This window comes from Microcoleus sp. Pol12B5, assembly GCF_036701335.1.
Lineage (GTDB): Bacteria > Cyanobacteriota > Cyanobacteriia > Cyanobacteriales > Microcoleaceae > Microcoleus.
This window is the reverse complement of the sequence record NZ_JAUBQQ010000130.1, coordinates 1-5080: the sequence shown is the minus strand read 5'-3', so window position 1 is coordinate 5080 and position 5080 is coordinate 1. Positions and strand designations below refer to the sequence as shown.

The following is a 5080-nucleotide window of genomic DNA, read 5'->3' as shown; positions in this document are numbered from 1 at the left end:
AAATGGTGTTGGCGTTGTCGCAACTTTAAGCGGCTCGATTTATTCAATCGCGACTGGGGTAGTGTTGACAGCCGAACTAATTGTTGTCGAAATTGTCAGCAAGCTAAAGACCGTGCTCGATACAAACCCGTCCCGCCCGAAGAACAAAAACCTCGCGGTTTTGCCGTGCACCCTCCCAGGGACGGCGACAAACAGCAAGCCCGCAACCGAGTTAACCGGGAAGTTCGCAAAGGCAATTTACCTCACGCTCAAACCGTGCCCTGCACCGACTGCGGGCACATTGGACACAACAGGTTACACGAATATGACCACTATCTCGGATACGCCGCCATTAATCATTTAGAGGTGCAGTGTGTGTGCGTTCCGTGCCACAACAAGCGCGAACAGCAGCGGAGAAAGCAACAGGAGGACTGATGACAGACGAAATTGAAAATTATCAGCGCAAAATGGACACCGAACACTACGCCACCAACTTCAAGCGCGTGTTTTTTCCAGCAGACCCATTTGAAGACGGCGTTTTCTTTGATGCCACCAATCTAGATATTTGCGAACTAGTTCCCATTTACCGGGCAGCCAAAAACCTAGAAGCTGGAGGGCATCAAGCCTTAATAAATAGTTTGATTTTGTCGAGGAACAACGCCAACGTGGCTCCGCTGGTGCGAGTTAATCCCTTGTTTGTTGATCGCCGACGCCAGCAGAAAATTGAAATTTGCCAATTATTGCAAGAGTTTTTTTACGGCGACAGTAAGAGCTTCAAAGCAAAGCGTCAAGAAATTCTGGACATGGGGGACGTTCAACTGCTGGAATTCGTGCAACAGGTTGAGGAGTCGCTGGGCTTGACAGAGAGGAAACTAAAAGTTATGGAGGTGGTTGATGAAGATTAGATTTCCAATGAATAATCAGTTTGATATTGGGTTTAAAAGTGAAATTCCTTACTTGGGAATTGATACCGATGAAATTGTTTCGTTTCGTCTGACTACCCAAAACAAGCTGCAATTGTGGTTTAGAGGGATTCCCGATTCTGTAATTATTACCGAAGATGAATTGGGTCAAGCGTATTTTAAGGACTTGTTGACGTTGGTGTGTGCAGATTTTCGGCATATCGACGATGCTAAACCCCGACTCGCTTTGTTGGCAGAACTCACCAAACCGTTTGATGCTCACTTGTAAAAATTGAAATGCCCCACAGTGCAGCAAACACTCGGGGCCGATCGCATCCCAGGCTAACACTCATCAACACAGGAATAGAACGATATGTCTAATATATCAGGCAATTCGCACAGATCGGAAGGTTTAGCCCCTCCAATTGTCGAACCAGAGGAGTTTGACCCGATAGAACTGCTTTTTAAGGCTCAAAACCGCTACAACTGGAGCCTCGAAAAATTTGCAATTTGTTTCGGCTGGGAAGTTAGCACGATCCAAAAATGGAAGGAAAAGCAGAAATTTTCCCGGCAGGCACGGATTAGGGCTGCGACCCTAAAGCGTGATTGGGAAAGAGATTACGGATTCTGAAATCAACAATTTTAAACTATCGATTTTTTATCGTTGACCCCTCCAAGCGAGGGGTTTATTGTTGGTTTAAAAGAAGGAGAAAATTTAATGCTATTGCACCAGATTCTTATTCAACAACGCTTGTCACAACCGTTTCCACAAAAACACTTGGTTGTCGTTCATCGTGCTAACAATCCCAATGTGACAATCGAAGCCCTTGGTCACAATCCTCAAGATGCAGCCGATCGAGTTCATCGAAATGCTCGTGCTTATGGTTACGCTGACGCAATTTGTGTCACGCCCGCTCCAGACAAATCTACACCCGATCGCGGAGACGGATGTTAATTTTTTTTGATTTAGCGACTGAACATCGGTCGCTGAACATTACCGACAAGCCCAAGAACAATGTTCATCGCAGTCTCTGAAGTCCGCACAGCGAGGCAGGTTAAAGCCCTCGCACTTCGTTCAGTCAATCCCGAATGGGGGCGGCGAGATTTCTGTAAAGTCCAGTTAAAACGATCGTGGGTCACGGTGGCGGAATGGGACAAAATACTTGCCTTTACCCTTGACGATTACCTGATAGATCCAGAAACAGGGGAATATCTCTGGGCTCCTAGACGACCCTGGAATGCCCATCAACAATGGGTGCTCAAAAAAATCAAGAGGTATATGTCGTGCCTCCCAAAACCAACCTACGCCGAACTAGAAGAACACGTAGCGAGTCATCAAGATTCCTACAATCACCAACAATTTTGGAAAGAACTTGAGGATTTTTATGAAATTAGGCGAATTGTCGAAAATATGGAACACGCCAATACAGGAACTCATGGGGCGGGCTAAAAAGGGCGGGCTAAAAATCAACCACGATACTCACTTGACACCCGAACAGATTGCTCAGCTTAAAAAAATTGAAGAACAGCCGATCGCTCGCCCACAACTTCCAGGTCAACTAGAACCAGAACAACTGCAGCAGGAGCCACAGGAGCAAATGGTGCAAACTCAAAACTCCGCACCGTCGATCGCAGCCCAAACACACACCAAACTATCTCAATCTCGACAAGCCAAAAACGCACAAGCGGGCAACCTGTTTCAAGCCGCCGTGCAAGCAGAATATGCCAGCGGTCAAGACCGAGGACTTTTGCTAGGGCTTGCTAACGAGCAAGGTGCTGTAGACGCATACATGGCAGTTCAACAGGCTTTTGCTGGAGTTAATCAAGCTGATTTGAGTATTCAAGCCGCCGATCGAGCAAGTTTCTTGTCACAGGATAATAACTTATTGGGGGAGTTGGAGAATCCTTGCAAAAGCTACTCAAAGAGCGAGGAAACAATTGCAAATGCTCGATCGGCTGCAACAGCGACTCAATCCGATTTGACTCAGATACTCAAAGACTTGCACAGCAAATCATCAACCTCTGTGACCGAGAGCGTATAAGTCTAGTTTTTATGGTCAATGCTGACCAAAATTTAGTCAGGAGAAAGCAAATGCTCAAGTGGTTACAAAGTTTATTCTGTCCGCCGTCAGGTTGGCAAAGTGAAATAGCTTATCAAATGTCTGGAATGTGTTAATCAGTTCAACAAATAGGAGTTTAATCTAATGCCACGAATCATTAACGGTCAATATTTCGAGGACGGCAAACCTGGAACCCGTATTATTAACACCGAGGGTGGGAACTATACCGAGAAGATTGAGGGAGATTTCATTCAGGTTCAGGGAAACGTTATAGGCTCTACTCCCAAGCCAGATCCTCAGCGCAAAGATTTGTCGAAAGATGGCGAGGCAATTGATGTCGAAGCAACTGAGGAACAAGAAGAAAAGGGAGGGCTGGCTAAGTTTTTGGATTTTTTCAAGTAAGAAGAGAAGAATCAAAAACCAGCGGTAACAGCAAGAAAACCGCTGGCTCTCTGTAAATTCAACCCAAAGGAGCAAAATGCTTTCACGAGTGATACAACACAACCCAATGACCCCAGCCCTCGTCAAAAACTTAGGAGATAGAGGCTTCAGCAGTGTCGCCAACTGCACCGACAAACAAGTCCATCAAAGTTCTTTAGATGCCAAAAAAGCTCAAGAGCAAGCGCGTCGATCTAAGATTTACGTCCAAAATCAAAAAAAGATTATGGATTGCATGAAAAAGCTTGAAGAGTTGGCTCTTGAGCTTTTGAAATACGGGTTAAAGACTGACGAAGAAATTACAGACTATGTTGCTAGCGGTATTGAAGAAGGAGCCAAGTACAAGGCGGCTGTTTTGTACCGCATGGAAAAAGCACGGTTAAACGTGCTCAAGACCGAGGCGCAATTTACCGCTGATATGGGGTTGGCTCAAGTCAAAGCTGGCGGAGAAATTGAGTTGATTTCTGCCCGGTATGGAATCGAAGTTGGTTTTTTGCAGCAAGGTTTCAAGGTTCAAGCAGGGTCATTTCGATCGCAACTTCAAGCCAGCGCCGATGCCAAAAATCAAGAAGCGGTAGCCCGCCAACAACAGGAAGCGTACTGGCGCGGAGAATCTACAAGTGTTGGGGGTAAAAAATCTCTAGGTGGTGGTGGGTTGTTTCAGTCAATTTCTAAGTCTGTGTCGTCGTGGTTCAAAATTTAAGGAGGAAATATGGACGGAGTTTTAGAGGGATATGCCGCTTACGAATCCTGGGAAGCTCAACAGCCAAAGCCGCAAGCAATGACTGCCGAGCAAGGCCAGAAACGGATCGCCTTTTCACAATCTGCTTACAAGATAGCTCACTTTGGTTTATTGGCTAGCGGGACAGCTACAGCAGTATTGATTTTTAGAATGTTGCCCTGGCTTTCGTTTGGCAGTTTTGCGCTTCGGGTAATTGCGATCGGCATAGTCGGTCGTGAAGCAATATTTGGGACAGACGAGGAGCGCCCTGGATACCAAGCGGCGGCAGTTGCTATCACGATCGGCTCAGCCGCTGGTGAGTGGGACGCGATTTTAGCGATTATAGGCGCGGTTGCCGACTTTCTGACTATGTACGGCGGTTCGATCGTTTTAGGGCTTGTAATGGTCGCAATTTTGGCAGTATGGGTGCTAGGAGGTCGTCATGTCCAGCAGGCTTAAAATTTCTCTTGCTTTATTGGCCGGCGCTTGTGGATTGACACTTGCTGGCGCTAATCTGCCAGTTGATACTCAACTTACAATTCGCACCAAGCTAGGCAAGCGCACCCAACCCCACTGGATCGTTCCCGCTGATAGCAAAATTGTTAAAACTGAGGGCGGTTCGGGTTTGATTCGGTTGTTTGGTGGCTTGGTTGGTTGCGTAGGGTTTGGTGCTGCTATGCACCTTGCTGGAACTGATGAAAGAGAACAAAAAATGTTCTGGCAGAAACAAGGCGTTTTTAACGGGATTCAACTAAAGGAACACGAAGCTTCTGCCGAAATTTATGCCGGTGCAAGACTTAAAAAGCTTCAGATGGAAGCGCAAGCGGATGTCGATTATCACTCGCTACAGCTTCAGCAGAAATTTAGGGACGCGATCGGGTGGAGACCTGTTGTACAGCAGCCAATTTTGCCTCACGGCAAACCAGGAACGTTGGATGACATTACTACTCCGAGCGACAAGGTAGAGGCAGAGTCGGTTT

Annotated in this window: 11 protein-coding genes; all 11 read left to right on the top strand. The window is 46.6% G+C overall.

What is annotated here, in order from left to right:
* A partial coding sequence (locus tag QUA24_RS26700) for a hypothetical protein (protein ID WP_333233409.1) occupies positions 1-414 on the top strand: 414 nt, incomplete at its 5' end.
* The gene (locus QUA24_RS26695; protein ID WP_333233407.1) at positions 414-884 is read left to right on the top strand and encodes a hypothetical protein; all 471 of its coding nucleotides are present in this window, start codon (positions 414-416) and stop codon (positions 882-884) included. The genes QUA24_RS26700 and QUA24_RS26695, both read left to right, overlap by 1 nt.
* 7 nt (positions 885-891) lie before the next feature.
* The gene (locus QUA24_RS26690; RefSeq protein WP_333233405.1) at positions 892-1170 is read left to right on the top strand and encodes a hypothetical protein; all 279 of its coding nucleotides are present in this window, start codon (positions 892-894) and stop codon (positions 1168-1170) included.
* An 84-nt stretch (positions 1171-1254) separates the two neighbouring features.
* Positions 1255-1512 (top strand): hypothetical protein, encoded by a 258-nt coding sequence (locus QUA24_RS26685; RefSeq protein ID WP_333233403.1) that lies wholly within the window; start codon positions 1255-1257, stop codon positions 1510-1512.
* A gap of 87 nt (positions 1513-1599) precedes the next feature.
* Positions 1600-1836, top strand: a complete 237-nt coding sequence (locus QUA24_RS26680) for a hypothetical protein (RefSeq protein ID WP_333233401.1) — start codon at positions 1600-1602, stop codon at positions 1834-1836.
* Between the two features lie 60 nt (positions 1837-1896).
* Complete coding sequence (locus tag QUA24_RS26675) at positions 1897-2331, top strand: hypothetical protein (RefSeq protein ID WP_333233399.1); 435 nt, start codon at positions 1897-1899, stop codon at positions 2329-2331.
* A complete protein-coding gene (locus tag QUA24_RS26670; protein WP_333233397.1) occupies positions 2267-2923 on the top strand; it encodes a hypothetical protein in 657 nt (218 codons plus the stop codon). The genes QUA24_RS26675 and QUA24_RS26670 overlap by 65 nt, the downstream gene beginning before the upstream one ends.
* Positions 2924-3085: 162 nt before the next feature.
* Positions 3086-3343 (top strand): hypothetical protein, encoded by a 258-nt coding sequence (locus QUA24_RS26665; protein WP_333233395.1) that lies wholly within the window; start codon positions 3086-3088, stop codon positions 3341-3343.
* Between the two features lie 106 nt (positions 3344-3449).
* On the top strand, positions 3450-4082 hold the full coding sequence (locus QUA24_RS26660; protein ID WP_333233393.1) for a hypothetical protein: 633 nt from the start codon (positions 3450-3452) through the stop codon (positions 4080-4082).
* Positions 4083-4091: 9 nt separating this feature from the next.
* Positions 4092-4559, top strand: coding sequence for a hypothetical protein (locus tag QUA24_RS26655; RefSeq protein WP_333233391.1), 468 nt, complete (start codon positions 4092-4094; stop codon positions 4557-4559).
* Positions 4543-5080, top strand: a 538-nt coding sequence (locus QUA24_RS26650; RefSeq protein ID WP_333233389.1) for a hypothetical protein, incomplete at its 3' end; no start/stop codon positions are given. The genes QUA24_RS26655 and QUA24_RS26650, both read left to right, overlap by 17 nt.

Bases quoted from the DNA above. Each gene is read 5' to 3' on its own strand.
- QUA24_RS26695 (WP_333233407.1), top strand. From the start codon at position 414: ATGACAGACGAAATTGAAAATTATCAGCGCAAAATGGACACCGAACAC.
- QUA24_RS26690 (WP_333233405.1), top strand. From the start codon at position 892: ATGAATAATCAGTTTGATATTGGGTTTAAAAGTGAAATTCCTTACTTG.
- QUA24_RS26685 (WP_333233403.1), top strand. From the start codon at position 1,255: ATGTCTAATATATCAGGCAATTCGCACAGATCGGAAGGTTTAGCCCCT.
- QUA24_RS26680 (WP_333233401.1), top strand. From the start codon at position 1,600: ATGCTATTGCACCAGATTCTTATTCAACAACGCTTGTCACAACCGTTT.
- QUA24_RS26675 (WP_333233399.1), top strand. From the start codon at position 1,897: ATGTTCATCGCAGTCTCTGAAGTCCGCACAGCGAGGCAGGTTAAAGCC.
- QUA24_RS26670 (WP_333233397.1), top strand. From the start codon at position 2,267: ATGAAATTAGGCGAATTGTCGAAAATATGGAACACGCCAATACAGGAA.
- QUA24_RS26665 (WP_333233395.1), top strand. From the start codon at position 3,086: ATGCCACGAATCATTAACGGTCAATATTTCGAGGACGGCAAACCTGGA.
- QUA24_RS26660 (WP_333233393.1), top strand. From the start codon at position 3,450: ATGACCCCAGCCCTCGTCAAAAACTTAGGAGATAGAGGCTTCAGCAGT.
- QUA24_RS26655 (WP_333233391.1), top strand. From the start codon at position 4,092: ATGGACGGAGTTTTAGAGGGATATGCCGCTTACGAATCCTGGGAAGCT.